At 70.1% G+C, this 23,446-nt stretch carries 21 protein-coding genes and 1 riboswitch; of the genes, 16 read left to right on the forward strand and 5 right to left on the reverse strand.

Annotated elements, in window-relative coordinates; genetic code table 11:
* Positions 1–22 precede the first annotated feature (22 nt).
* The 4 genes from coxB (at position 23) to ASC82_RS11680 (ending at position 4,501) form a co-directional block, all read left to right on the forward strand.
* Complete coding sequence (gene coxB, locus ASC82_RS11665) at positions 23–988, forward strand: cytochrome c oxidase subunit II (protein WP_056645465.1); 966 nt, start codon at positions 23–25, stop codon at positions 986–988.
* The gene (ctaD, locus tag ASC82_RS11670) at positions 985–2,721 is read left to right on the forward strand and encodes a cytochrome c oxidase subunit I (protein ID WP_056645468.1); all 1,737 of its coding nucleotides are present in this window, start codon (positions 985–987) and stop codon (positions 2,719–2,721) included. Before coxB ends, ctaD begins: the two co-directional genes overlap by 4 nt.
* Complete coding sequence (locus ASC82_RS11675) at positions 2,718–3,116, forward strand: cytochrome c oxidase subunit 4 (RefSeq protein ID WP_056645471.1); 399 nt, start codon at positions 2,718–2,720, stop codon at positions 3,114–3,116. Before ctaD ends, ASC82_RS11675 begins: the two co-directional genes overlap by 4 nt.
* 128 nt (positions 3,117–3,244) lie before the next feature.
* On the forward strand, positions 3,245–4,501 hold the full coding sequence (locus ASC82_RS11680; RefSeq protein WP_056645473.1) for an Ig-like domain-containing protein: 1,257 nt from the start codon (positions 3,245–3,247) through the stop codon (positions 4,499–4,501).
* Positions 4,502–4,504: 3 nt separating this feature from the next.
* On the opposite strand, the gene ASC82_RS11685 is transcribed toward ASC82_RS11680, so the two are convergent.
* Entirely contained in the window at positions 4,505–4,906 is a 402-nt protein-coding gene (locus tag ASC82_RS11685) for a hypothetical protein (protein ID WP_056645476.1), read from the reverse strand.
* A 191-nt stretch (positions 4,907–5,097) separates the two neighbouring features.
* Here ASC82_RS11685 and ASC82_RS11690 point away from each other — a divergent pair, with 191 nt between their 5' ends.
* The 6 genes from ASC82_RS11690 (at position 5,098) to ASC82_RS11715 (ending at position 12,288) form a co-directional block, all read left to right on the forward strand.
* Complete coding sequence (locus tag ASC82_RS11690) at positions 5,098–5,718, forward strand: heme-copper oxidase subunit III (RefSeq protein ID WP_056645478.1); 621 nt, start codon at positions 5,098–5,100, stop codon at positions 5,716–5,718.
* A 74-nt stretch (positions 5,719–5,792) separates the two neighbouring features.
* Positions 5,793–6,602: a c-type cytochrome gene (locus ASC82_RS11695; RefSeq protein WP_056645483.1), complete on the forward strand. Its 810-nt coding sequence runs from the start codon at positions 5,793–5,795 to the stop codon at positions 6,600–6,602.
* Positions 6,599–7,651, forward strand: coding sequence for a Rieske 2Fe-2S domain-containing protein (locus ASC82_RS11700; RefSeq protein ID WP_056645486.1), 1,053 nt, complete (start codon positions 6,599–6,601; stop codon positions 7,649–7,651). Before ASC82_RS11695 ends, ASC82_RS11700 begins: the two co-directional genes overlap by 4 nt.
* Positions 7,648–9,273, forward strand: coding sequence for a cytochrome bc complex cytochrome b subunit (locus tag ASC82_RS11705; RefSeq protein WP_056645489.1), 1,626 nt, complete (start codon positions 7,648–7,650; stop codon positions 9,271–9,273). Before ASC82_RS11700 ends, ASC82_RS11705 begins: the two co-directional genes overlap by 4 nt.
* A gap of 132 nt (positions 9,274–9,405) precedes the next feature.
* Positions 9,406–10,470 carry an anthranilate phosphoribosyltransferase gene (gene trpD / locus ASC82_RS11710; RefSeq protein ID WP_056645492.1) on the forward strand — a complete coding sequence of 355 codons (1,065 nt, stop codon included), beginning with the start codon at positions 9,406–9,408 and terminating at the stop codon, positions 10,468–10,470.
* An 89-nt stretch (positions 10,471–10,559) separates the two neighbouring features.
* Positions 10,560–10,676, forward strand: a riboswitch (SAM riboswitch).
* A gap of 217 nt (positions 10,677–10,893) precedes the next feature.
* Positions 10,894–12,288: an aminotransferase class V-fold PLP-dependent enzyme gene (locus ASC82_RS11715; RefSeq protein ID WP_242427638.1), complete on the forward strand. Its 1,395-nt coding sequence runs from the start codon at positions 10,894–10,896 to the stop codon at positions 12,286–12,288.
* 71 nt (positions 12,289–12,359) lie between these two features.
* Here the strand turns inward: ASC82_RS11715 and ASC82_RS11720 are convergent, their stop codons facing one another.
* Both ASC82_RS11720 and ASC82_RS11725 read right to left on the reverse strand, forming a co-directional pair.
* The gene (locus ASC82_RS11720; protein ID WP_024755605.1) at positions 12,360–12,641 is read right to left on the reverse strand and encodes an Lrp/AsnC ligand binding domain-containing protein; all 282 of its coding nucleotides are present in this window, start codon (positions 12,639–12,641) and stop codon (positions 12,360–12,362) included.
* Entirely contained in the window at positions 12,638–13,372 is a 735-nt protein-coding gene (locus ASC82_RS11725; RefSeq protein WP_056645495.1) for a rhomboid family intramembrane serine protease, read from the reverse strand. Before ASC82_RS11725 ends, ASC82_RS11720 begins: the two co-directional genes overlap by 4 nt.
* A gap of 158 nt (positions 13,373–13,530) precedes the next feature.
* Here ASC82_RS11725 and ASC82_RS11730 point away from each other — a divergent pair, with 158 nt between their 5' ends.
* The 5 genes from ASC82_RS11730 (at position 13,531) to ASC82_RS11750 (ending at position 18,982) form a co-directional block, all read left to right on the forward strand.
* On the forward strand, positions 13,531–13,773 hold the full coding sequence (locus tag ASC82_RS11730) for a hypothetical protein (RefSeq protein WP_017238847.1): 243 nt from the start codon (positions 13,531–13,533) through the stop codon (positions 13,771–13,773).
* Positions 13,774–13,806: 33 nt separating this feature from the next.
* A complete protein-coding gene (locus ASC82_RS11735; protein ID WP_056645498.1) occupies positions 13,807–15,171 on the forward strand; it encodes an NYN domain-containing protein in 1,365 nt (454 codons plus the stop codon).
* 257 nt (positions 15,172–15,428) lie between these two features.
* Positions 15,429–16,475, forward strand: a complete 1,047-nt coding sequence (locus ASC82_RS11740) for a C40 family peptidase (protein WP_056645501.1) — start codon at positions 15,429–15,431, stop codon at positions 16,473–16,475.
* Positions 16,476–16,665: 190 nt separating this feature from the next.
* Entirely contained in the window at positions 16,666–17,688 is a 1,023-nt protein-coding gene (locus ASC82_RS11745; protein ID WP_056645504.1) for a C40 family peptidase, read from the forward strand.
* Positions 17,689–17,758: 70 nt separating this feature from the next.
* Positions 17,759–18,982: a hypothetical protein gene (locus ASC82_RS11750; RefSeq protein WP_056645507.1), complete on the forward strand. Its 1,224-nt coding sequence runs from the start codon at positions 17,759–17,761 to the stop codon at positions 18,980–18,982.
* 29 nt (positions 18,983–19,011) lie between these two features.
* Here ASC82_RS11750 and ASC82_RS11755 read toward each other — a convergent pair whose 3' ends face one another.
* A complete protein-coding gene (locus ASC82_RS11755) occupies positions 19,012–20,271 on the reverse strand; it encodes a glycosyltransferase 87 family protein (protein WP_056645509.1) in 1,260 nt (419 codons plus the stop codon).
* A gap of 101 nt (positions 20,272–20,372) precedes the next feature.
* On the opposite strand from ASC82_RS11755, the gene ASC82_RS11760 reads away from it, so the two are divergent.
* Entirely contained in the window at positions 20,373–21,515 is a 1,143-nt protein-coding gene (locus tag ASC82_RS11760; RefSeq protein WP_056645511.1) for a glycosyltransferase family 4 protein, read from the forward strand.
* A 105-nt stretch (positions 21,516–21,620) separates the two neighbouring features.
* Here ASC82_RS11760 and ASC82_RS11765 read toward each other — a convergent pair whose 3' ends face one another.
* Positions 21,621–23,417 carry an AMP-dependent synthetase/ligase gene (locus ASC82_RS11765; protein WP_056645514.1) on the reverse strand — a complete coding sequence of 599 codons (1,797 nt, stop codon included), beginning with the start codon at positions 23,415–23,417 and terminating at the stop codon, positions 21,621–21,623.
* Positions 23,418–23,446: the final 29 nt, after the last annotated feature.

A 23,446-nucleotide genomic window follows, 5' to 3' on the forward strand; every position in this document is an offset into this window, starting at 1 on the left:
GAGACTCTCGGGAAGGCGCTACGTGAGTCCCAACGGCTCCGACCGCTCGTCGCGGCGCCCGATGCGGCGGAAGCTGCCGCAGGTGCTGACTGCGGGCCTGATCCTGGCGACAGCCACGGGCTGCTCGTACAACTGGGAAGACTTCCCCCGCCTTGGTATGCCCACTCCGGTCACGGAAGAGGCACCTACGATCCTCTCCCTCTGGCAGGGCTCGTGGGCGGCCGCGCTCGTCACGGGCGTCCTGGTCTGGGGGCTGATCCTGTGGTCCGTCTTCTTCCACCGGCGCAGCCGCACCAAGGTCGAGGTACCTCCGCAGACGCGGTACAACATGCCCATCGAGGCGCTGTACACGGTGACGCCACTCATCATCGTGTCGGTCCTCTTCTACTTCACCGCGCGCGACGAGTCGAAGCTCCTTTCGCTCGCCGACAAGCCGGCCCACACCATCAACGTGGTCGGCTACCAGTGGAGCTGGGGCTTCAACTACATCGAGAACGTGCCGGGTGTGACGGGTGACGCGCAGACGGCCCCGAACCTCGACGCCATCCCGGACAAGTTCCAGGACGACTTCCCGGCCAACGCCGGCGGTGTCTACGACGCCGGTATCCCCGGCGACCGGAACCCGCAGACCGGCAACCCGGGCCCGACCCTGTGGCTGCCCAAGGGCGAGAAGGTCCGGTTCGTCCTGACCTCCCGTGACGTCATCCACTCCTTCTGGGTGGTCCCCTTCCTGATGAAGCAGGACGTCATCCCGGGGCACACCAATGCCTTCGAGGTGACCCCGTCGCAGGAGGGCACCTTCCTCGGCAAGTGCGCCGAGCTGTGCGGTGTCGACCACTCCCGGATGCTCTTCAACGTCAAGGTGGTCTCTCCGGAGCGCTACCAGCAGCACCTGAAGGAGCTGGCCGAGAAGGGGCAGACCGGCTACATCCCGTCTGGCATCGAGCAGACGGACCCGGCCAGGAATGCGGAGAAGAACCAACTGTGAGCATCCACAACGAAACCCAGGGTGCCGCCGCAGCTGAGGACTCGTACGAGAACGAGCTGCCCGTACGGCGCAAGCAGCCCGGCAACGTCGTGATCAAGTGGCTGACCACCACCGATCACAAGACGATCGGCACGATGTACCTGGTCACGTCGTTCGCGTTCTTCTGCATCGGCGGTCTCATGGCGCTCTTCATGCGCGCCGAGCTGGCCCGTCCGGGTACGCAGATCATGTCGAACGAGCAGTTCAACCAGGCGTTCACGATGCACGGCACGATCATGCTGCTGATGTTCGCGACGCCGCTGTTCGCCGGTTTCGCGAACTGGATCATGCCGCTGCAGATCGGTGCGCCCGACGTGGCGTTCCCGCGGCTGAACATGTTCGCCTACTGGCTGTACCTCTTCGGCTCGCTCATGGCGGTGGGTGGCTTCCTCACCCCGCAGGGTGCGGCCGACTTCGGCTGGTTCGCCTACTCCCCGCTGTCGGACGCAGTCCGCTCGCCGGGCGTCGGCGCCGACCTCTGGATCATGGGTCTGGCCTTCTCCGGCTTCGGCACGATCCTCGGTTCGGTCAACTTCATCACCACGATCATCTGCATGCGCGCTCCGGGCATGACGATGTTCCGCATGCCGATCTTCGTCTGGAACGTGCTGCTGACCGGTGTCCTGGTCCTGCTCGCGTTCCCGGTCCTGGCGGCCGCGCTGTTCGCCCTGGAGGCGGACCGCAAGTTCGGATCGCACATCTTCGACGCGGCCAACGGCGGCGCCTTGCTGTGGCAACACCTCTTCTGGTTCTTCGGACACCCAGAGGTGTACATCATCGCCCTGCCGTTCTTCGGCATCGTCTCCGAGATCATCCCGGTCTTCAGCCGCAAGCCGATGTTCGGCTACATCGGTCTGGTGGCCGCGACCATCGCGATCGCCGGTCTGTCCGTGACGGTGTGGGCGCACCACATGTACGTCACGGGCGGCGTGCTCCTGCCGTTCTTCTCCTTCATGACGTTCCTCATCGCCGTACCGACAGGCGTGAAGTTCTTCAACTGGATCGGAACGATGTGGAAGGGCTCGTTGTCCTTCGAGACACCGATGCTCTGGACGATCGGCTTCCTGATCACCTTCACCTTCGGTGGTCTGACGGGCGTCATCCTGGCCTCGCCGCCGATGGACTTCCACGTCTCCGACTCGTACTTCGTCGTCGCGCACTTCCACTACGTCGTCTTCGGCACCGTGGTCTTCGCGATGTTCGCCGGCTTCCACTTCTGGTGGCCGAAGTTCACGGGCAAGATGCTGGACGAGCGTCTCGGCAAGATGACGTTCTGGACGCTGTTCATCGGCTTCCACGGCACCTTCCTGGTGCAGCACTGGCTCGGTGCCGAGGGCATGCCGCGTCGTTACGCGGACTACCTCGAGGCCGACGGCTTCACCACGCTGAACACGATCTCGACGATCTCCTCCTTCCTGCTCGGTCTGTCGATCCTGCCGTTCTTCTACAACGTCTGGAAGACCGCCAAGTACGGCAAGAAGATCGAGGTCGACGACCCGTGGGGCTACGGCCGCTCGCTCGAGTGGGCGACGTCCTGCCCGCCGCCGCGGCACAACTTCCTCACCCTGCCGCGGATCCGTTCCGAGTCCCCGGCGTTCGACCTGCACCACCCCGAGATCGCGGCTGTCGACCAGCTGGAGAACAAGGGGCACGTGGCCGAGGCCCTCACGGGCGCTAAGGAGGCCGGCAAGTGAAGATCCAAGGCAAGATGTTCATCTGGCTGAGCGTCTTCATCCTCGCCATGGCCATCCTGTACGGCGTCTGGTCGAAGGAGCCGGTCGGTACGACGGCGCTGTTCCTGGCGTTCGGCCTGTCCATCATGATCGGCTACTACCTGGCCTTCACGGCCAGGCGTGTCGACGCGATGGCGCAGGACGACAAGGAGGCCGACGTCGCGGACGAGGCCGGTGAGCTGGGCTTCTTCGCCCCGCACAGCTGGCAGCCGCTCTCGCTGGCCGTCGGTGGCGCGCTCGCCTTCCTCGCCGTCGCGATGGGCTGGTGGATCCTGTACTTCTCCGCCCCGCTGATCCTGGTCGGCCTCTTCGGCTGGGTCTTCGAGTTCTACCGCGGCGAGAACCAGAACCAGTAGCAACAAGCAGGACCCCGCTCCGTACCGGAGCACCCGAGGGGCCCGGACACTTCGTCACCGAAGTGTCCGGGCCCCTCTTTTGCAGCACTCGACGCGCTGGTCGCGAGGATTGTCCTTAGCGTGAAGTCATGAACGACACGCCGCGCATTCGGACTGTTCTGAGCTGCACTCTTCTGGCCCTCACCGTCACCGCGGGCGCCACGGCGTGCGCGGGCTCGGACGGCCATCCGCTGTCGGTGAAGCCCTACGACGCGGCGGACCAGCTCGCCATCAGTGCCGCGGCCGGCGGCGCCAAGGCGGACCCGGAGAAGCCCCTGGAGATCACCGCCAAGGGTGAGGACGGGCGGATCACCGACGTCACCGCCACCGACGCCGCAGGACGCCACCTGGCGGGTGAACTCACCGCGGACGGGCAGCGCTGGCGCTCCACGGCCGCGCTGGCGGCCGGCACGCACTACACCGTCCGGGTGGCCACCGAGGACGAGGACGGCGCCCCAGGTGCCCGTACGTACACGTTCGAGACGGCACCGGCCAAACGGGCCCTGACCGTCGCCTTCGGGCCGGAGGCGGGCACGTACGGCGTCGGGCAGCCCCTCACGGCGGAGCTCAGCCTCCCCGTGAAGGACCGGGCGGCCCGCGCGGTCGTCGAGCGGGCCCTCAAGGTCCGCTCCACCCCCGCCGTCGAAGGCGGCTGGTACTGGGTGGACGACAAGCAACTGCACTTCCGCCCCAAGGAGTACTGGCCCGCCGGCACCCGGGTGACGGCCACCGCCAACCTGGACGGCCTCAAGGTGGGCGACAAGCTCTACGGCGGCGCGTCCAAGCCGCTGAAGCTCTCCATCGGCGACCGGATAGAGGCGGTCGCCGACGCCGGGTCGCACTACATGACCGTGCGGCGCAACGGAGAAGTGATCAATACCATTCCGGTGACCACCGGCAAACCGGGCTTCTCCACCCGAAACGGCATCAAGGTCGTGCTCGGCAAGGAGTACTACGTCCGCATGCGGGGCACCAGCATCGGCATCTCGGAGGGCAGCTCCGAGTCGTACGACCTGCCGGTCTACTACGCCACCCGGGTGACATGGAGCGGCGAATACGTCCACGCCGCGCCGTGGTCCGTCGGCTCGCAGGGCGTGGCGAACGTGAGCCACGGCTGTGTCGGCATGTCGACCGGGAACGCGGCCTGGTTCTACGAGACCGTCCGCCCCGGCGACATCGTCAGAACCGTCAACAGCAACGGCGACACGATGGACACCTTCGGCAACGGCTTCGGTGACTGGAACATGCCGTGGGACAAGTGGCGCAAGGGCAGCGCCCTGGTGGAACAGTCGGGAGACCCGACCGCCACCGAGGACGCCAAGGCCCGCCTGCGGCCTTCGATCTAGCCCTTACGAGGCGATCGAGAGACGGGAACGCAGCAGGGACGCCAGGGACGCCGCGAACTCCACCGGTTCCACCGGAAGGGTGATCGCGGCGTCCGCGCGGCTCCAGGTGGCCAGCCAGGCGTCCTGCGGGCGCCCGATGAGCAGCAGCACCGGCGGGCAGCGGAAGACCTCGTCCTTGATCTGCCGGCAGACGCCCATGCCGCCGGCGGGCACCGCCTCGCCGTCCAGGACGCAGACGTCGATGCCGCCCTCGTCCAGGCGCTTCAGCACCGCCGGCAGCGTCGCGCACTCCACGAACTCGACCGGGGGGACGTCGGCCGCGGGCCTGCGACCGGCGGCGAGCCGCACCTGTGCGCGGGTGTTCGCGTCGTCGCTGTAGACCAGGACCGTGGCACTCGACTGCATCGTTCCTCCGTGGGGAAGTCCGTGGGAAGGTCGTCGATCGATGCGCGGGATGCTACTCCGGTCCACACCCCGTCAACACCCGTTCAGCACCTGTTCGAAGGGGCTTCCGATGGGCCGTTCGGGCTGGACACACCCCCCTGACACTCCGAACGGCACCCCCCGGAGTGAGGGCGGGATAAGCGACCGACATAATGTCGGTCGTGGCGACAGTAACGACAGTAGAAACAGGGCACGCGCACCCGTCGGTCAATCGACCGAACCTCACCAGCGTCGGAACCATCATCTGGTTGAGCTCCGAGCTGATGTTCTTCGCGGCCCTCTTCGCGATGTACTTCACCCTGCGATCGGTGACCGGTCCCGAATTCTGGGCGGAACAGGCCTCGGCCTTGAACTTCCCGTTCTCGGCGACCAACACCACGATCCTGGTGCTCTCCTCCCTCACCTGTCAGCTCGGCGTCTTCGCCGCCGAGCGGGGCGACGTGAAGAAGCTCCGGACGTGGTTCATCATCACGTTCGTGATGGGTGCGATCTTCATCGGCGGCCAGGTCTTCGAGTACACCGAGCTGGTGAAGCACGAGGGCCTCTCGCTCTCGTCGAACCCGTACGGCTCCGTGTTCTACCTGACCACCGGCTTCCACGGCCTGCACGTGACGGGCGGTCTCATCGCCTTCCTGCTGGTCCTCGGCCGGACGTACGCCGCCAAGAGGTTCACCCACGAGCAGGCAACCGCCGCCATCGTCGTGTCCTACTACTGGCACTTCGTCGATGTCGTCTGGATCGGCCTCTTCGCCACGATCTACATGATCAAGTAATCGGCGCCGCCTCCATGGCGGACCGAGACATCCAGCAAGCATCGACGCAGAAGATCCTGACACCGGGGTAATCCGTGAAAAAGCTCTCCGCACGACGACGCCATCCGCTGGCGGCGGTCGTCGTCCTCCTACTCGCGCTGGCGGCCACTGGGGGGCTGTACGCCGCGTTCGCGCCCGCGGGCACGGCGAAGGCCGATGAAACCGCCCAGTCCCTCGCGATCGAGGAGGGCAAGAAGCTCTACTCCGTCGGCTGCGCCAGCTGCCACGGAACCGGCGGTCAGGGCACCTCTGACGGCCCCTCCCTGGTCGGCGTCGGTTCGGCCGCGGTCGACTTCCAGGTCGGTACGGGCCGTATGCCGGCCCAGCAGCCGGGCGCCCAGGTCCCGAAGAAGCCGGTCATCTACTCGCAGGCTCAGATCGACCAGCTCGCGGCGTACGTCGCTTCTCTCGGTGCCGGTCCGATCACGCCGACCGAGGGCCAGTACAACCCCGCCGGTGCGGACGTCGCCAAGGGTGGCGAGCTGTTCCGCTCCAACTGTGCCCAGTGCCACAACTTCACCGGTGAGGGCGGCGCGCTGAGCAACGGCAAGTACGCCCCGAACCTCGAAGGCGTGAGCCCGAAGCACCTCTACGAGGCCATGCTGACCGGCCCGCAGAACATGCCTTCCTTCCCGGACACGACCATGCCGGAGAAGGAGAAGAAGGACATCATCGCGTACGTCCAGGCCGTCAACAGCGACAAGGCCGACAACCCGGGCGGTTTCAAGCTCGGTGGCCTCGGCCCCGTCTCCGAGGGTCTGTTCGCCTGGGTCTTCGGTCTGGGTGCGCTCATCGCAGTTGCCGTCTGGGTCGCGGCCCACACCGCTAAGGCCAAGAAGTCATGAGTACCCAAGAGATTCCAGAAGAGAACCTGCCCGCGGGGCAGGACACCGCGCACGGCGCGGTGAAGGTCGCCGACGACCCGTTCGCCGACCCGGGCCTTCCGCCCCACAAGCCGCGCATCCAGGACATCGACGAGCGGGCCGCTCGCCGGTCCGAGCGTGCGGTCGCCCTCATGTTCGTGCTGTCGATGCTGGCCACGATCGGCTTCATCGCCTCGTACGTGATCTTCCCGGTCGACGAGATCGTGTACATCTGGCCCTTCGGCCGGGTGTCCTCGCTCAACTTCGCCCTGGGCTGGACCCTCGGTCTCGCTCTCTTCTTCATCGGCGCGGGAGCGGTCCACTGGGCCCGCACCCTGATGTCCGACGTCGAGGTCGCCGACGAGCGTCACCCGATGGAGGCGTCGCCCGAGGTCAAGGCGAAGGTCATGGCGGACTTCGCGGCCGGTGCCGCCGAGTCCGGCTTCGGCCGCCGCAAGCTCATCCGCAACACGATGTTCGGTGCGCTGGCGCTCGTCCCGCTCTCCGGCGTGATGCTCCTGCGTGACATGGGTCCGCTGCCCGAGAAGAAGCTCCGGGTCACCAAGTGGGCCCGCGGCAAGCAGCTGATCAACATGAACACGCACGAGCCGCTGCGTCCCGAGGACGTCGCGGTCGGTTCGCTGACCTTCGCGATGCCCGAGGGCATGTCGGAGCACGACCACGACTTCCAGGTCGAGATCGCCAAGGCCGCCCTGATGATCGTCCGGATCCAGCCGGAGGACATCAAGGACAAGCGCGAGCTCGAGTGGTCGCACGATGGCGTCGTCGCCTTCTCGAAGATCTGCACCCACGTGGGTTGCCCGATCTCCCTGTACGAGCAGCAGACGCATCACGTGCTCTGCCCGTGCCACCAGTCCACCTTCGACCTCTCCGACGGCGCCCGCGTCATCTTCGGCCCGGCCGGTCACGCCCTTCCGCAGCTGCGGATCGGTGTGAACGACAAGGGCTTCCTGGAGGCGCTCGGCGACTTCGACGAGCCCGTCGGCCCTGCCTTCTGGGAGCGCGGATGAGCACCGTGACCGATACGAACAAGAAGGCCCCCGCCGGTGAGCGGGTCGCCGACTGGGCCGACGGTCGGCTGGGGATCTACACGCTGGCCAAGGCCAACATGCGGAAGATCTTCCCGGACCACTGGTCCTTCATGCTGGGCGAGATCTGCCTCTACAGCTTCCTCATCATCATCCTGACGGGCGTCTATCTGACGATGTTCTTCCACCCGTCGATGAACGAGGTGGAGTACGTCGGACCGTACGTCCCGCTCCAGGGACAGCTGATGTCCGAGGCGTTCAACTCGACCATGCACATCTCGTTCGAGGTGCGCGGTGGTCTGCTGATCCGGCAGATCCACCACTGGGCGGCGCTGATCTTCCTCGCCGGCATGTTCGTGCACATGATGCGCGTGTTCTTCACCGGTGCGTTCCGCAAGCCGCGTGAGATCAACTGGCTGTTCGGCTTCCTGCTGTTCTTCCTGGGCATGTTCACCGGTTTCACCGGTTACTCGCTCCCGGACGACCTGCTCTCCGGCACCGGTGTCCGCTTCATGCAGGGCGCGATCCTGTCGGTGCCGGTCGTCGGCACCTACCTCTCGATGTTCCTGTTCGGCGGGGAGTTCCCCGGCGGCGACTTCGTGGCCCGGTTCTACTCGGCGCACGTGCTCCTGCTGCCCGGCATCATGCTGGGCCTGGTGGTCGCCCACCTCATCCTGGTGTTCGTGCACAAGCACACGCACTTCGAGGGCCCCGGCCGGACGAACAAGAACGTCGTCGGCATGCCGCTGCTGCCCGTGTACATGGCGAAGGCCGGAGGCTTCTTCTTCCTGGTCTTCGGTGTCATCGCGGTCATCGCGGCGATCGCCTCGATCAACCCGATCTGGGCCATCGGCCCGTACCGCCCGGACCAGGTGTCCACCGGCGCCCAGCCCGACTGGTACATGGGCTTCGCCGAGGGTCTGATCCGAGTCATGCCGGGCTGGGAGATCAACCTCTGGGGCCACACGCTGGTCCTGGGCGTGATGATCCCGCTGGCGATCTTCCCGGCGGTCCTCGCGGCCATCGCGGTCTACCCGTTCATCGAGTCCTGGATCACCGGCGACAAGCGCGAGCACCACATCGCGCAGCGCCCGCGCAACGCTCCGACGCGCACCGCCTTCGGTGTCGCCTGGATCACCGCGTACATGGTCATGCTCGTGGGTGGTGGAAACGACCTCTGGGCGACCCACTTCCACCTGTCGATCAACTCGATCACCTGGTTCGTGCGGATCTTCTTCTTCGTCGGCCCGGTCATCGCGTTCATCGCCACCAAGCGGATCTGCCTCGGCCTCCAGCGCCGGGACAAGGACAAGGTGCTGCACGGCCGCGAGTCCGGCATCATCAAGCGCCTGCCGCACGGTGAGTTCGTCGAGGTCCACGAGCCGCTCAGCCAGGGCCAGCTCCACCGCCTCACGGCGCACGAGCAGTACGAGCCCGCGGAGCTTCCGCCGGCCGTCGACGAGAACGGCGTGGAGCGCAAGATCGGCGCCATGGAGAAGCTCCGGGTCAAGCTCAACAAGGGCTACTACGGCGGCGACAGCCAGATCGCCAAGCCCACCGCGGAGGAGTACAAGGAGATCCAGAGCGGCCACGGCCACCACTGATCACCTGACCTTCCGATGATGTAGGTCGCCACGGTGAGAGCCCCGTCCATTCGATGGACGGGGCTCTTCGCCGTCTCCCGGGGTCGATAGGGTGGACCTCGTACTTCCCTACGTGACGATCCAGGAGCTGCCATGAGCGCTGCGACCCCCGCTGGAGGACCTACGTCGGCGGGCCGCTCCTGGCCCGTCCTCCTGAACGGCCTGCTCGACGGCCGGGACCTCGCCGCCGACGACACGGCCTGGGCGATGGACCTGATCATGCGCGGCGAGGCGACCGACGCCCAGATCGCCGGATTCATGGTGGCGCTGCGGGCCAAGGGCGAGACGGTCGCGGAGATCACCGGCCTCGTGCGGAGCATGTACGAGCACGCCAACGTGATCGAGGTGCCGGGACCCGCCGTCGACATCGTCGGCACCGGCGGCGACGGCGCCAAGACGGTCAACATCTCCACGATGGCGTCGATCGTCGCCGCCGGAACGGGCGCGAAGGTCGTCAAGCACGGCAACCGCGCCGCGTCCTCCGCCTCCGGCTCCTCCGACGTCCTGGAGAAGCTCGGCATCAATCTGAACCTGACCCCGAAGCGGGTCGCCGAGGTCGCCGAGGAAGCCGGCATCACCATCTGCTTCGCGGTGAAGTTCCACCCGGCGCTGCGGCACGTCGCCGCCGCGCGCGGCCAGCTGGGGATCCGGACGACCTTCAACGTCCTCGGCCCGCTGACCAATCCGGCCAAGGTGCGGGCGCAGGCCGTCGGGGTCGCCGACGCGCGGATGGCGCCGATCGTGGCCGGGGTCTTCGCCGAGCGCGGCAACTCCGCGCTCGTCTTCCGCGGCGACGACGGCCTGGACGAGCTGACGACCACCTCCACCTCCCGGGTCTGGGTGGTCCGCGGCGGCACGGTGACCGAGGAGCGCTTCGACCCGCGGGACGTGGGCATCGACCTCGTACCCCTGGAGGCGCTGCGCGGCGCGGACGCCTCGTTCAACGCCGACGTCGCCCGCCGGCTGCTCGCGGGGGAGACCGGGCCCGTCCGGGACGCGGTGCTCCTCAACACCGCGGCGGCGCTCGCCGCCCTGGAGCCGGGCGAGGGCACCCTCGTGGAGCAGCTGCGGGCCGGTATCGCGAAGGGCGCCGAGGCGATCGACTCCGGCGCGGCCCGCCAGGCCCTGGAGCGGTGGATCGCCGCCAGCAACGCCTGAGTCGTACCACCGGTTTCACGCCAAGACCCCGGTCCAGCATGCGGACCGGGGTCTTGCGCATCCGCGATCATGTGGCAGGATGCATGCCAGGTCATGAGTGACAGCTGTGAAGCCCCGGCTTGCTGTCCGGCAACCCTCCGTCCGTGGCGGGGTGCCCCGGGTGAAGACCAGGCCGTAGGCAGCGAGGTCTACGGCAAGCGCGGACCCCTCGACACACCAGGGGTCCTGGTCTCTCGAGGAGCTTTTTCCGTGAGCAAGCGAATGCGATAGGGCGAGTCCGCCCCTACTTCACCCTCGGATCAGGGTCACTTCCGCGTACCCGCGTACCCGTTGTTCTCCGAGGTAACACCCGTACCCCGCCGTGCCCGGCCGCGTACGGATTCCACTGAAGACATTCCGCACCGCCCGCCGGGAGATATCGCCATGTCCGCACGCCCGAACACCGCCGCCATCGCCGTTTCCGTCGCCGAGTCCGCCGACCCCTGCTGCGCCGCCCCGCTGCCGGTCCTCGGCCGGGACGTCACCGTCCCGCTCGTCACCGGCGGCGAAGTGACCTACGCGGCCCTCGACTACGCCGCCAGCGCCCCGGCGCTCCAGCGGGTGTGGGACGACGTCGCCGCGTACGCCCCCTACTACGGCAGCGTCCACCGCGGCGCCGGCTACCTCTCCCAGCTCTCCACCGACCTCTTCGAGAACAGCCGCGTCACCGTCGCCGAGTTCCTCGACTGCCGCCCCGGCGACCAGGTCGTCTTCACCCGCTCCACCACCGACTCGCTCAACCTGCTCGCCCGGGTCGTCCCGGCCGACTGCGAGGTCTTCGTCTTCGAGACCGAGCACCACGCCTCGCTCCTGCCCTGGCAGGACGCCCGCGTCACCTACCTCAACGCGCCCCGCACCCCGGCGCAGGCCGTCGAGACCCTGGAGCGCGCCCTCGCCGACCGCGACCCCTACGGTCCCGCCCTGGTCTGCGTCACCGGCGCCTCGAACGTCACCGGTGAGCTGTGGCCGGTGAAGGAACTCGCCGCCGCCGCGCACGCCCACGGCGCCCGGATCGTCCTCGACGCCGCCCAGCTCGCGCCCCACCACCCCGTCTCCGTAAAGGAGTTGGACGTCGACTGGGTCGCCTTCTCCGGGCACAAGCTGTACGCGCCCTTCGGCTCGGGTGTCCTCGCCGGCCGCTCCGACTGGCTCCAGGAGGCCGAGCCGTACCTCGCGGGCGGCGGCGCCTCCCGCAAGGTGGCGCGCCGCGCCGACGGCGGCGTGGACGTGGAGTGGCACACCACCGCGGCCCGCCACGAGGCCGGCTCCCCGAACGTCATCGGCGTCTACTCCATCGCCTCCGCCTGCAAGGCGCTCACCGAGGCCGGCTTCGACCAGCTCGTCGCCCGCGAGCAGCACCTGATCGACACGGTGCGCGCGGGCCTCGCCGAGGTGCCCGAGGTCAAGGTGCTCTCGCTCTTCGGCGACGACGCCCCCCGGGTCGGCGTCATCTCCTTCGTCGTGGAGGGCTGGAACAGCTCCCACTTCGCCGCCGCGCTCTCCGCCGAGTACGGCATCGGCGTCCGCGACGGCCTGTTCTGCGCCCACCCGCTGGTCCGCACGCTGCTCGGCAGCGAGGCGCAGGACCCGGGCGAGTGCGGCGCCCCCGAGGCCGCGCCCGGCGAGCGCTCGCTGAACGCCATCCGGGTGAGCTTCGGCGCCGGTACGCCGGACGAGCACGTGGAGCGGTTCGTCGGCGCCGTGAAGGAGCTCGTCCGGGACGGCGCGCAGTGGAAGTACCGCACCGAGGACGGCCGCTGCGTCCCCGACCGCGGCTGATCAGTCACTCGTACGGGTGAAGGGGGCCTCCCGACCGGGAGGCCCCCTTCACCCATGTCGCGTGCGCGGCCTCAGGACTCCAGGCCGATAGCGAACGCCGCCTCCAGGTCGTGCTGGGAGTACGTGCGGAACGCCACGTGCGTGTCCGTGGCCTCGACGCCGGGGATCTTGCTGATGCTTCCGGGGATCACGTCCGCCAGGTCGTCGTGGCGCGAGACCCGGACCATGGCGATCAGGTCGTAGGTGCCGGTCACCGAGAAGACCTCGCTGACGCTGTCGAGCGCGGCGATCGACTCGGCGATCTCGGGGATGCGGTCCACGCTGGTCTTGATGAGCACGATCGCGGTGATCACGGCTGGCTTTCTCCCTCGGTCGCCGCGGCTGGAGCCTTCACTCTATCCCCACCCCGGTAGCGGCCCCAGGCGTAGAGGAAGCCGACGGAGAAGCCCACCACATGGGCCAGATAGGCGACACCGGGCCCGGGGCCCGCCGCCCGCGCCGCCAGCCACTGGAGCACGAACCAGAAGATCAGCACGATCCAGGCGGGGAAGCGCAGCGGCAGGAAGAAGAGGAAGGGGAAGAGGCTGGTCACCCGGGAGCGGGGGAAGAGGAAGAGGAAGGCCCCGAGCACCCCGGAGATGGCTCCGGACGCCCCGACGAGCGTCTGCTCGCTGTTCGCGTGCGCCACCGCGTACCCGAGCAGGGCGAGGTAGCCGGTGCCCAGGTAGAAGAGGGCGAACCCGACCGCACCCATGCGCTCCTCGGCCATCGCGCCGAAGACATAGAGGAAGAGCATGTTTCCCAACAGGTGGAGCCAGCTGCCGTGGACGAAGAGCGCGGTGAGCGGGGTGAGCAGGGCGTCGGGGTCGCCGCTCATCAGCTCGGCGGGGACCACGCCCCAGCGGCGGAAGTAGCCGCCCTGCGCCGCGAGCAGCGCGTCCCCCGTGCCGTACACCGGGTTGAGTCCGGAGACCGGGCTCAGCACGAAGAGGAGACAGCAGGCGGCGATGAGGCCGTAGGTCACCGTGGGGCCGCCGCGGGTGCCCTGCCGGGCACCGAGGGCCGCCGCTCGCCAGTCGATCATGGACAGATCATGGCGTACCGGGGCCGAAGTGGACAGAGTGCCTCGCCGTGTTCCGGCGCACCGGCGAGGCCGTAGGGTAACGGGCAGTACAACCGCAGTTCGACGGCGCACCGCGGCTCCCGCACCTGGTACCACGCAACAGGAAGAAGGACGGCACGATGACGACGGTTCCCCTGCCGACCGCCGAGACCCGCTGGCGCTGCACGCTGTGCGGCAATCTGACCCGCTTCGACGTGACGCGCTCCTCCAAGGTCGTGGAGTACGTCCATCTGGACCTCGCGGGCGACCCGACGGTCGAGGAGCGGCAGGTGGTCAGTGAGACCATCGAGTCGGTCCGCTGCCGTTGGTGCAACGCGGTGGACCAGATCGAACTGGTGGACAGGCCGGGCGCCGCCTCCTGAGGGACGGCGCGGACGACATAGGGGTGACGGATCGTGGAGCAGCCCGCGCACGGTGGAGAGCCGGCCGGCGCGGCAGGTGACGCTGCCGAGACGCTCGACCACCCACTGACGGAAGGCGTACGTCGGCGGGTCGTCGCGCTGGTCGCGGACGCCTTCGGCGGGCTGACCGTCGCGGAGCTGCCGGCCCCCCTGCGGCAGTACGCACGCTTCACAGCGTCCCGGCGGGCCAAGTTCGCCGGGAACGCGATGGCGGCCGCCCTGGAGAGCGACCCGCTGTTCCGGCAGCGGATCGGCGAGCGGTTCAAGCAGTCCCAGCCCGAGCTGGCCGGGGCCGTCGAGACGGGCACCCCGCCCGCCGCCGCCGACCCGGTCGATGTGGCGGCCGCCGCCTATGTGCTGCGTCCCGCCGGCTGGGTCAAGCTGGTGGCCGCCGCGGGCGAGGAGGCCCAGCGGGCGGACGCCGAGCGGGCCGACGAGGCCGGGCGACGCGAACTGGAGCGGCTGCGCGAGGAACTGGCCGCCGCCCGGGACCGCTCCCGGAGCGAGACGGAGCAGCTGCGGCACGATCTGGAAGCGGCCCGGAAGGAAGCGGAATCGCTTCAGCGCAAGCTGCGCAGCGCCCAGAGCGACGTGAAGCGCGGCGAGGCCGCGCTCCGGCGCGCGCACGCCGAGTTCGAGACGGCGCGGGCGGAGGCCGCGGCCCACCTGTCGTCCGTCGAGAGCGAGAGCCGGCGGACCAAGGCCCGGCTCGGCGAGGTCGAGGCGGCCCTGGAGGCGAGCCGCAGGACCGCCCGCGAGGGCCGCTCGGTCGAGGACATGCGGCTGCGGCTGCTGCTCGACACGGTCCTGGACGCGGCGCAGGGGCTGCGCCGCGAACTGGCGCTGCCGCCCGTCTCCGTGCACCCGGCGGACACCGTGGACGCGGTGGAGCCGGGGCGGATGTCCCCGAAGGACATCGCGGCGCGGGCGCTCTCCGAGACCGATCCGGCGCTGCTCGACCAACTCCTCGCGCTGCCGCAGGCCCATCTGGTCGTCGACGGCTACAACGTCACCAAGACCGGCTATCCGACGATGCCGTTGGAGAAGCAGCGGCTGCGGCTGCTCGGGAGTCTCTCGGCCCTCGCGGCCCGCTCGGGCGCCGAGGTCACCTGTGTCTTCGACGGGGCGGAGCTGGCGGCCCCTGTGCTGCTCGCGCCGCCGCGTGGGGTGCGGGTGCTCTTCTCCAAGCCCGGTGTCACGGCGGACGAGTTGATCCGGCAGCTGGTGCGGGCCGAGCCGCCGGGGCGTCCCGTGGTCGTGGTCTCCACCGACCGCGAGGTGGCCGACGGGGTGGCGAAGGCCGGGGCGAGGCCCGTGACGTCCGCCTTGTTGCTGAAGCGGCTTTCGCGGCTCTCGTGACAGCTCGTAACTCCTGGGCGGTATGCCCGAATTCTGGATGGCGCACCGTCAAGTGGCCATCACTGCCCGTGCGGTCTGTGTGAATAAAGTGCTGCGTGAGCGATATTTTTGCCGGTGGGATTTGAACTGATCACAACTTGGTCACTAGGGTCAGGCTTCGAACCTTCGCGCGGTCGATCACCCATCCGGGGTGACGGCGGAGGAACCGCCTGCCCCTCACGGGTTGGGCGGCTCTGAGGAAGAAGGAGCTCGCCTTCGTGGCGTCCCACCGTCGACCCAAGCAGCCGAGCCGTGCCCGTGTGACCGTGCTCACCGCGGCCGCGGCCGCCGCCGTCGCCCTCTCCGCCCAGTCCGGCGCGCAGGCGGCCCCCAAGCCCAAGATCGACGAGGTCAAGTCGAAGGTCGACGAGCTCCACCACGAGGCCGAAGAGGCCACGGAGCAGTACAACCAGGCCGAAGAGCGCCGCGGCAAGCTGCAGTCGGAGATCGGCAACCTCCAGGACAAGGTGGCCCGCGGCCAGCAGGAGCTCAACACCCTGCGCGACCAGATCGGTTCGGTCGCCAGCGCCCAGTACCGCTCCGGCGGCATCGACCCGGCGCTCCAGCTCTTCCTCTCCGCCGACCCGGACACCTACCTCGACAAGGCGTCCGCGATCGACCAGCTGAGCGCCCAGCAGGCCGACGTCCTCACCTCGATCCAGGCCAAGCAGCGGACCCTCGCGCAGCAGCGCGCCGAGGCGACCACGAAGCTGGCCGACCTCGAGGACGTCCGCAAGACCCTCGGCGCCAAGAAGAAGAAGTACCAGGCGAAGCTCGCCGAGGCGCGCGAGCTCCTCAACACGCTCACCGCGGCCGAGAAGGCCAAGCTGGAGCAGGAGGAGCGCGCGAAGGAGCAGCGCGCCAGCCGCGCCGCCAGCGAGCGGATCGACCTGGGCAACGAGGCCCCCGCGAGCGGCCTCGGTGCCGCCGCGCTCAACGCCGCGGCCACGCGCCTGGGCATGCCGTACGCCTCCGGCCACGAGGGCCCGTCCTCGTTCGACTGCTCCGGGCTGACCCAGTGGGCCTACGCGCAGGCCGGCGCCCGCCTCAGCCGCGTCACCTACACCCAGCAGAACGACGGCACGAAGATCGGCCGCAGCCAGCTCAAGCCGGGCGACCTGGTCTTCTTCAACGGCCTGTCGCACGTGGGCCTGTACGCGGGCAACAACACGATCCTGCACGCTCCGAAGCCGGGCGCCAACGTCCGCTACGAGTCGATGAGCTACATGGGCACGTTCCAGTTCGGTGTCCGCATCGGAGGCTGACACGCCCCGCTCCGGCATGCCGCCCAAACGGGTGGTTCGCCGGGACACGAGCTGACCTGACGCCCCGCCGGTGACCTGTGATCTCCGGCGGGGCGTCACTTTGTGTGCCCGACGGCTTCGTTGGACGCGGACTGATCAGCGGCTACTGTCTGCCGCGCCAGTCTGCGTCGAGCCGAACGGAGCGCGATTAGTGGCGTCCCACCGCCGACCCGCGAGGGTCACCGTCCTGACCGCAGCCGCCGCGGCCACCGCGGCGGCTTCCCTCGGGGCCGTCCCCGCGAGCGCCGACCCGGGGGCGACCCCCGCGGCCACCCGGGCCACGGTCGACCGCCTCTTCGAGGAGGCGGAGAAGGCCACCGAGGGCTTCAACCAGGCGGACGAGAAGACCGACGCGCTGCGCCGCACGGTCTCCCGCGCCCAGGACGGCCTCGCCCGCGGCCAGGACCGCATCAACCACATGCGGGGCGCCCTCGGCTCGGTCGCCGGCGCCCAGTACCGCTCCGGCGGCATCGACCCCGCCCTCGCGCTGCTGCTCTCCTCCGACCCGGACACCTACCTCGACCGCGCCTCCGCCCTCGACCGCGTCACCGCCCGCCAGGGCGCCGCGCTCGGCGAGCTCCGGCGGGAGCAGCGCCGGCTGAACCAGAAGCGGGACGAGGCGCGCACCGCCCTCGCCGAGCTGGAGCGCAGCCGGGCCGACGTCGCCCGCCACAAGCGCACCGTCGAGCGCAAGCTCGCCGAGGCCCGCCGGGTCCTCGCAGCCCTCACCGTCGAGGAGCGCGCCGACTACGACCGCGCCTCCCGCTCCGGCGGGCGCGCGGACGCCACCGGCGAGCTGCCACCCCTCGCCGACCTCGGCCCCGGCTCCTCGCGGGCCTCCGCAGCGGTGATCGCCGCCCGCAGCGCGATCGGCAAGCCGTACGTATGGGGGGCGACCGGGCCCTCCGGCTTCGACTGCTCGGGCCTGATGGTCTGGTCGTACCGGCAGGCCGGGATCAGCCTGCCGCGCACCTCCCAGGGCCAGCGGCACGCGGGCCGGCAGGTGCCGCTCTCCCAGGCGCAGCCCGGCGACCTCGTCACGTACCGCGGCGACGCGAGCCACGTGGGGATCTACGCGGGCAACGGACAGGTCATCCACGCCCCCTACCCGGGTGCCCGGGTCCGCTACGACCCGGTGAACATGATGTCGAACGTCACGGTGACCCGGGTCTGAGCCCGGGGCCCGTCGCCGATCCCGCCGTACCGGAAGCGGTACCGCCCGGTCCGACCGTACGATCGGAGGCGTGGCAGGTCAGGGGTGTGGAGCGCGGCGGTCGGCGGTGGCCTGTCTGCTCGCCCTGCTGTTCACCGTCACCGGCCTCGTCGGCTGTACGGAGTCCCCGGCCGCCGACACGGCCTCCCGGGAGATACAGACGCTCCTCGACGGGCACGCCCGCGCGCTCCTCGACCGTGACGAGCCGGGCTTCCGGGCCGCCCTCGACCCCGCGTACGCGCCGACGGCCCTGACCGAGTTCCGCCGGCTCGGGAAGGTGCCGATCGACGGCTGGAGGTACCTGGTCACCGGCGTCGAACGCACCGGCGAGAGCCGGGCGACCGTCCGCGCCGAGCTCGGCTACCGGCTCGAGGACCACGACATCGGCTTCGCGACCAGCGGCCGCGTCCTCGACCTGACCGAGCGGGACGGGCGCTGGTACCTGACCGGCGACCGGCCCGCGGAGGGCGCGCCGCGGCAGCTGTGGGAGCAGGGGGACGTACAGACCATCCGGGGCTCCCGCGCACTGGTCCTCGGCGTCGGCCAGGACCGGAAGCGGCTCGCGGAGATCGCGGCGGCGGCCGACCGGGCGATCCCCGTCGTGAGCGAGGCCTGGCCCTCGGCATGGGCCGACGCGGTCGTCGTCCTCGTCCCCGGCTCCCTGGACGGCATGGGCGGGCTCCTCGGGGCGCCGGGCAGCTCCTACCGGGGCATCGCCGCCGTCACCACGGGGGAGACCGCCGGAGGGCCGGAGGGGCCCGCGGACCGGGTCATCGTCAACCCCGAGGCGTACGGGGTCCTCGGTGCCTTCGGCCGGCAGCTCGTCCTCACCCACGAAACGGTCCACGTCGCCACCCGCGCCCACACCTCCCCGGCCACCCCGGTCTGGCTCTCCGAGGGCTTCGCCGACTGGGTCGCCTACCGGGGCACCGGCCGGAGCCCCGCCCAAGGGGCCCCCGAGCTGCGCCGGGCCGTCCGCGCGGGCGAGCTGCCCGCCCGGCTCCCGGAAGACGCCGACTTCGGCTTCGGCGGCGACGCGGAGGCGCTCGCGCGGGCCTACGAGGGCGGCTGGCTCGCGTGCGCGCTGATCGCGGAGCGCTGGGGCGAGAAGGAGCTCACGGAGTTCTACCGGGCCGTGGGGGCGCATCCGGGCCGGGAGGGCGCGGTGGAGAAGGCGCTCCAGGAGGTCCTGGACACCACGCCCGAGGAGTTCACGGCCGCGTGGCGGACGTACCTGGGGGAGCGGCTCGGCTGAGAGCCGCCCCCTCGGAAGCCGGACGGTTCCTAGTAGGAACCGGAGAGGGCCTTCTCGCGCTCCGGGCTGGTCGCCTGGGCCGGGATCGAGGCCCCGGTGAGACGGGGCTCCGTCACAGTCTGGCGCCACAGGATCCGGCAGGCGATGAGAGCGGCGGCGATCAGCAGGCCGTTCCGGGTGAACAGCACCGCCACGCCCAGCGGGTCGCTCCGCGTCACGTGCGAGAACCACACCGGGAACTCGAACTGCGTCACCGCCGTCGCCCAGATCACCAGGTGCACGGGCCGCTGCATCCGGCTCGACCGGTAGGCGAGGCAGACCGCGCCCAGACCGACCAGCCACAGCATGTACTGCGGGGAGAGCACCCGGCTCGTCACCGTGAAGAGCAGCACGGCCACGAAGGCCGCGTCCGCGACCGTCGACGAGGTGAAGTGGCGCGAGCGGACCCGCCACAGCAGGAGCCAGCCGAAGGCGGCGATAGTGAGGGCGAGCGCGGCGTTGGAGACGGTGGAGACGTACGGGCCGAGGAACTCGATCGAGCCGTAGTTCATCCGCGCCTCGCCCTCCCAGCCGAGGTGCCGGATCACATGGAAGACCATCGAGCCCAGCGACTCGACCTCGGTGCCCCGCTCCCGCTGGAAGGAGAGGAAGGCCAGTGCACCCGGCATCCACAGCACGCACAGGAGCAGGACGGCGGCCGCCGCGCCCGCCGCCGTCGACCAGGCGCGGAAGGTCGCGCGGCCCTTCGCGGTGCCCGCCAGGATCAGCGCCGGCCACACCTTGAGGACCGCGCCGAAGCCGGCGAGGGCGCCCAGGACGCGCGGGCTCCGGCCGGCCGCGAGCAGCCCCGCCACCGCGACGGCGGTCACCATCACGTCGTACCGGGCGTACGCGGTCGGGCCGAGCAGCGGGACGCCCGCGATCCAGATCCAGGCGCCGTTGAGCGTCCGGCCCGCGCGGCGGCCCGTGTGCACGAGCAGCCCGAAGACGAACGCGTCACAGAGGAAGGCGAGGACGAAGAAGGCCGACGCGTAGGAGAGGAACGGCAGCAGCCCGGGCGCGAGGATCGCGAGGGCGGCGGCCGGCGGGTACTGCCACGTGACGTCGTCCAGCGGGTACGTGCCGGTCCGCAGGACCTCGTACCAGCCCTGGTAGATGTTCGAGATGTCGAAGGTGATGTCCGGCCCGGGGACGACCACGACCTTGAAGACGCAGAGCAGCAGGATGACCCTGGTGAGAGCCCAGAGGCCGAGCGGAAGCCGCAGACCCGTGCGTGAACCGTTCTTCACTGCCCCGCCCGTCGTCACTGAATCGTCCTTGTCCTGTCGGTCCGCTCGCGCGGAGAGTGGTGGTGCCGGGCGGTGAGTGCCATCGCGTACTGTCGGCCACGATGGACAAGACCCTGATCGTAACCAACGACTTCCCGCCGCGACCCGGCGGAATCCAGGCGTTCCTGCACAACATGGCGCTGCGCCTGGACCCCGAACAGATCGTGGTCTACGCCTCCACATGGAAGCGAAGCCGCGAAGGGGTCGAGGCGACCGCTCTGTTTGACGCCGAACAGCCTTTCACGGTTGTCCGCGATCGCACCACCATGCTGTTGCCCACACCTCGGGTCACGGCCCGCGCCACCGCGCTGCTGCGCGAGCACGGCTGCCGGTCCGTGTGGTTCGGCGCCGCCGCGCCGCTCGGCCTGATGGCCCCCGCGCTGCGCAAGGCGGGTGCGGAGCGGCTCGTCGCCACCACCCACGGGCACGAGGCCGGCTGGGCCCAGCTGCCCGCCGCCCGGCAGCTGCTGCGGCGGATCGGCGAGGGCACGGACACCATCACGTACCTCGGCGAGTACACCCGCTCCCGGATCGCGGAGGCCCTCACGCCCGCCGCCGCCGGGCGGATGGTCCAGCTCCCGCCCGGGGTGGACGAGAAGACGTTCCACCCCGACTCGGGCGGTGCCGAGGTCCGCGCCCGCCTCGGGCTCAGCGACCGCCCCGTCGTCGTCTGCGTCTCCCGGCTCGTCCCCCGCAAGGGCCAGGACACCCTGATCCGGGCGCTGCCCGCGATCCTGCGCCGGGTCCCGGACGCGGTCCTCCTGATCGTCGGCGGCGGCCCGTACGAGAAGGATCTGCGCCGTCTCGCCGAGGAGACCGGCGTGGCCGGATCCGTACGCTTCACCGGCGCCGTCCCCTGGGCGGAGCTCCCGGCCCACTACGGCGCTGGCGACGTCTTCGCCATGCCCTGCCGGACCCGCAGGGGCGGCCTCGACGTCGAGGGCCTCGGCATCGTCTACCTGGAGGCCTCGGCCACGGGCCTCCCCGTCGTCGCCGGCGACTCCGGCGGGGCGCCGGACGCCGTCCTCGACGGCGAGACCGGCTGGGTCGTCCGCGGCGAGTCCGCCGAGGAGACGGCCGACCGCGTCGCCACCCTCCTGCTCGACCCCGAGCTCCGTGCCCGCATGGGTGAGCGCGGGCGTGCCTGGGTCGAGGAGAAGTGGCGCTGGGACCTCCTCGCGGAACGGCTGCGCGAGCTGCTCTGAGGTGTATGTGCTCTGAGACGTATGCGCTCTGAGACGTGCACGTACGGAGAGGGGCCCGGGGTGACATCACCCGGGCCCCTCTCCGTACGTGTCGTGCGACCGGGCTCAGCCCCGGTAGATCGCCTCGATCTCGTCCGCGAACTCCCGCGCCACCACATTGCGCTTCAGCTTCAGCGACGGCGTGATGTGGCCCGCCTCCTCCGTGAACTGGGCGGGGAGGACCCGGAACTTGCGGACCGACTCGGCCTTCGAGACCGCGGCGTTGCCGTCGTCGATCGCGCGCTGGACCTCCGCCAGGAGGTCGGCGTCCTGGCTGAGGGAGGCCGCCGTCGAGCCCGCCGGCTTGCCGTGGTCGCTGGCCCAGCGGCCGAGGAACTCCTCGTCCAGGGTGACGAGCGCGCCCACGAACGGACGGCCGTCGCCGACCACCATGCACTCCGCGACCAGCGCGTGCGCCCGGATGCGGTCCTCGATGACCGCCGGGGCGACGTTCTTGCCGCCCGCCGTCACCAGGATCTCCTTCTTGCGGCCCGTGATCGCGAGGTAGCCGTCCTCGTCGAGCGTGCCGATGTCGCCCGTGTGGAACCAGCCGTCCGCCAGCGCCTCGGCCGTCGCCGCCTCGTTGTTCCAGTACCGCGAGAAGATGTGCTCGCCGTGCAGCAGCACCTCGCCGTCGTCGGCGATCCGCACCACCGAGCCCGGCAGCGGCTGACCGACCGTGCCGATCTTCTGCCGGTCCCACGGGTTGAACGCGGTCGCCGCGCACGACTCCGTCAGGCCGTACCCCTCAAGGACCGTGAAGCCGATGCCCCGGAAGAAGTGGCCGAGCCGCTCGCCCAGCGGCGCGCCGCCCGAGATCGCGTACTCGCCGCGACCGCCGAGCACCGCCCGCAGCTTGCTGAAGACCAGCTTGTCGAAGACCTTGTGCTTGAGCTTGAGGCCGAAGGACGGGCCCTCGGGGGTCCCGATCGCCCGGCTGTACGCGATCGCCGTGCTCGCGGCCTTGTCGAAGATCTTGCCCTTGCCGTCGGCCTGCGCCTTGGCGCGCGCCGAGTTGTAGACCTTCTCGAAGACGCGCGGCACGCCCAGGATCAGCGTCGGCCGGAACGAGGCCAGCTCGTCGGTGAGGTTCTTGATGTCCGGGACGCAGCCCAGCCGGATCGGCGCCATCACGGACGCGACCTCGACGAGCCGCCCGAAGACGTGCGCGGCCGGCAGGAAGAGCAGGACCGAACACTCACCGGTACGGAAGAGGGGCTTCAGCCGCTCCACGATGTTGCCGCACTCGGCGAAGAACGCCCGGTGGGACAGGACGCAGCCCTTGGGGCGGCCGGTCGTGCCCGAGGTGTAGACGATCGTGGCCGGGTCGTCCGCGTTCGCCGCGGACATGCGCGCGTCGAGCAGCTCGTCGGAGACGTCCGCGCCGTCGGCGGTGAGCCGGGCGATCGCGCCGTCCTCGATCTGCCGGACGGCCTTGAGCTCGGGGAGCTCCGACCGTAGGGACTCCACCGAGGCCTCGTGGGCCGGGCTCTCCACGAGCGCCAGCGAGGCGCCCGAGTCGCCGAGGATCCACTGGATCTGCTCCGCGGAGCTCGTCTCGTAGACCGGCACGGTCACGCCGCCCGCGCTCCAGATCGCGAAGTCGAGCAGCACCCACTCGTAACGCGTGCGGGACAGCAGCGCGACCCGGTCGCCCGCCTCGACGCCCGCGGCGATCAGCCCCTTGGCGACCCCCCGGACCTCCGCGAGGAACTGCGTCGCGGTCACGTCCGTCCACACCCCGTCGACCTTGCGCCCCATCACGGCGACGTCTGGGTGCCGGGAGGCGTTGCGGCGGATGAGATCCGTCAGGTTGCCGTCCGTGGGGACCTCGTACAGGGCCGGAAGGCTGAACTCGCGCAAGACTGCTGCTCCTCATCGGGCGCCGGCGC

It is taken from the genome of Streptomyces sp. Root431 (assembly GCF_001426585.1).
Classification (GTDB): Bacteria; Actinomycetota; Actinomycetes; order Streptomycetales; family Streptomycetaceae; genus Streptomyces; species Streptomyces stackebrandtii.